2 protein-coding genes and 1 pseudogene are annotated in these 2,117 nt (G+C 74.3%); 2 read left to right on the top strand and 1 reads right to left on the bottom strand.

The genetic code is table 11. The annotated features are described in order from the left end of the window. On the bottom strand, positions 1-798 hold a 798-nt coding region (locus tag AB0O00_RS36860), incomplete at its 3' end, for an FAD-dependent monooxygenase (protein ID WP_363659064.1). Positions 799-922: 124 nt separating this feature from the next. Here AB0O00_RS36860 and AB0O00_RS36865 point away from each other — a divergent pair. Both AB0O00_RS36865 and AB0O00_RS36870 read left to right on the top strand, forming a co-directional pair. Then, positions 923-1,645 carry a TetR/AcrR family transcriptional regulator C-terminal domain-containing protein gene (locus AB0O00_RS36865; RefSeq protein WP_363659065.1) on the top strand — a complete coding sequence of 241 codons (723 nt, stop codon included), beginning with the start codon at positions 923-925 and terminating at the stop codon, positions 1,643-1,645. Positions 1,646-1,687: 42 nt separating this feature from the next. Further along, a pseudogene (locus AB0O00_RS36870) lies at positions 1,688-2,117 on the top strand (HEAT repeat domain-containing protein); the annotation flags it as partial.

Consider the following 2,117-nt stretch of genomic DNA (forward strand, 5'->3'; position numbering starts at 1 on the left):
GTCGAAGTACAGCTCGGGCGCCGCGCGCAGGCTCTCCAGGAGCCGCGGCACCTCCCAGCCGAGGCCGTCGAACGCGGACCGGACGAGTTCCTTCTGCTGCGCCGCATCGTGGCGGTCGTAGGCGAGTTCGGGCGAGGCGAAGAGGAAGAAGGCGCCGGCCCTGGTCGGGTCGCGGTGGTCCGCGCCGACCGAGGCGAGCCGGCCCGGCACGTTCAGCCCGACCGAACCGGGCGCCAGGCCGCGGTCGTTCGGCAGCTGCCAGGTGGCCGCGTAGTAGCCGAGGTGGCGGACGTAGCGCTCCTCGGGGCCGAAGGCGAGCCGGCGGACGTTGGAGTGCAGGCCGTCGGCGCCGATCACCAGGTCGAACTCGCGGTCCGCGCCGTGCCGGAAGGCCACCCGGACCCCGGTGGGCGTCTCCTCCAGGGCGGTGATCGAGTCACCGAAGACGTACTCGGCGCGGCCGGCGCCGTGCCGGTGCAGCAGCTGGGCCAGCTCGCCGCGCGGGACCTCCACGTCGCCGCCCGCGAACTCGGCGGGCAGGTGGAGGAGCCGGCGCCCGTCCGGCCCGAGGAAGGTCATCGGGCTGCCGCCGGTGCCGAGCGCGCGCAGTTCGTCGAGCACGCCCATCCGCTCCAGCACGGTCAGGTGGGTCGTGCCGCGGAAGTCGACGTCCTGCCCGCCGCCGCGCAGCGCCGGGGCCAGTTCGACGACGGTGACCTCGAAGCCGTACCGGCCGAGCCAGTGGGCGAGGGCGGGGCCGGCGATGCTCGCGCCCGAGATCAGGACCTTGGTGCTCATGGGGAAACCACTCCGTTCGGTACGGACGTCCGGTGGGGATCGCTAACTGCGTCCATCGGAAACAGTTGCGTTGCTGTGTACGGTAGACACAGTTGATTCCGAGCGCAAGACCCGAGGAGCGGACATGGCGGCAGAGGTCGAGGAACCGGTGAACGACACGGTCCGGCTGCTCTGGGGCCCGCCGGCCAAGCCCACGCGCGGGCCCAAGCCCGCCCTCAGCCTGGAGCGGATCGCCGCGGCGGGCATCGAGGTCGCGGACGCGGAGGGCCTCGGCGCCGTCTCGATGCAGCGGGTGGCCGCACTGCTCGACTTCACGAAGATGGCGCTCTACCGCTACGTCCCCGGCAAGGCGGAACTGGTCGCGCTCATGGTCGAGTCCGCCGTCGCCGAACCGCCGGCCGCACCGGCGGGCGGCCACTGGCGGGACCAGCTCACCGCGTGGGCCGAGGAGTTGACGCGGTCGTTCGGCGCCCACCCGTGGCTGCTCGACGCCACCGTCGGCCCCCGCGTGATGGGCCCGAAGGAACTCGCCTGGCTGGAGCGGGTCGTGTCCGCCCTGGACGGTCACGGCCTCACCGGCGCCGAGCGCATGGACGCCGCCGTCCTGCTCGCCGGACACGTCCGCGGCATCGTCGAACAGTCGCGCGCCGCCGGGGCGGAGGGCTCGCCCGAGGCCCAACTCCTCGCCGTCCTCGGCACTCTGATCCAGCGGCACGCCGCCGACTACCCCGCGCTCGCCGCCGCCATCGCCGAACCCGGCGGCCAGGACAACGCGCTGGACTTCGGCCTCGCCCGCATCCTGGACGGCCTGGCGGCACTGATCGACCAGCGCGCCGCCCGGCCGTAATCCGCTCGAAGCACATCACCGCGGTCGCTACGATGCCGCCCCATGGCGATGTTCGTGCACCTCACCTCGACCGCGGACGCACCCCGGGTCCGCCGCGCCGGCATCCGGGCGGACAGCCGCGGGCAGGGCGGCGAACGCGGCGTGTACTGCTTCCCCGTCCTGCCCTCGTACACGCTGACCCACCAATGGCTGCGCGAGCTCGCCCGGTTCGGCCGGCGCGGCGGGCTCGTCGCGGTGCACGTCCGCCTCCCCGACGACGAACCGGTCCTGGCCGGCCACTACCGGGACCGCGCCAAGGACGCCCAGCGACCGATGTCCGCCGCCGAGGCGGTGCAGCGGATCCGCGCTCTACCGGACCCGCGCGGCTGGGAGGTGTTCCTGCCCCGCGCGGTGGGCGCCCGCGAGATCCACCGGATCCGCACCGCGCCGCAGGTCACCGGCTGGCGCTACCTCCCCGACGCCCACGGCCGCC

It is taken from the genome of Kitasatospora sp. NPDC093558 (assembly GCF_040683475.1).
Lineage (GTDB): Bacteria > Actinomycetota > Actinomycetes > Streptomycetales > Streptomycetaceae > Kitasatospora.